The sequence below is a fragment of the Aquabacterium lacunae genome (assembly GCF_004310865.1).
In the GTDB taxonomy this organism is placed as follows: domain Bacteria; phylum Pseudomonadota; class Gammaproteobacteria; order Burkholderiales; family Burkholderiaceae_C; genus Aquabacterium; species Aquabacterium lacunae.
On record NZ_SIXI01000052.1, the window covers coordinates 1 to 435 of the forward strand.

At 59.1% G+C, this 435-nt stretch carries 2 protein-coding genes; both read right to left on the reverse strand.

Going from position 1 to position 435, the window contains the following annotated elements; genetic code table 11:
* A partial coding sequence (locus EYS42_RS16955; RefSeq protein WP_130969392.1) for a DUF2442 domain-containing protein occupies positions 1-231 on the reverse strand: 231 nt, incomplete at its 3' end.
* On the reverse strand, positions 203-435 hold a 233-nt coding region (locus tag EYS42_RS16960), incomplete at its 5' end, for a DUF4160 domain-containing protein (protein ID WP_130969393.1). The genes EYS42_RS16960 and EYS42_RS16955, both read right to left, overlap by 29 nt.

A 435-nucleotide genomic window follows, 5' to 3' on the forward strand; every position in this document is an offset into this window, starting at 1 on the left:
GAAGTCTGCTGGCCTGCGGATGGAGTTGACCGAAAGGTCAACATCCAGCGACGGCCAGTAGAGGTGGTCCGGAGCGGGGTGCTCGACGGTAGTGATCTGATCCACCGTGGCCTGTTTGAACCACGGGAACTGATCGAAGGGCAGGTGGAGCTCTTCGTCGCCAAGCAGAAGCCAGAAGCCGTGCTTGGAGATGTGCGTGACTTCAGCCGCCGAAGTGATGTTGCCAGGCATCTTGGATTTCCTTGATGTGAGCTTGAACGACGACTTGTGCCTCGGTGATCTGCTTCGGGGACAGGCCAGTTGATGTGGCGAGGTGAACGATGGGAGTGAGCCAGAACTTGGCCTCGCCATCGGGGTGAGCCACATGCACATGGATGCGAGGCTCTTCACGGGAGAAGAAGAACAGCCGGAAGGGGCCGTCACGGACGACAGTTG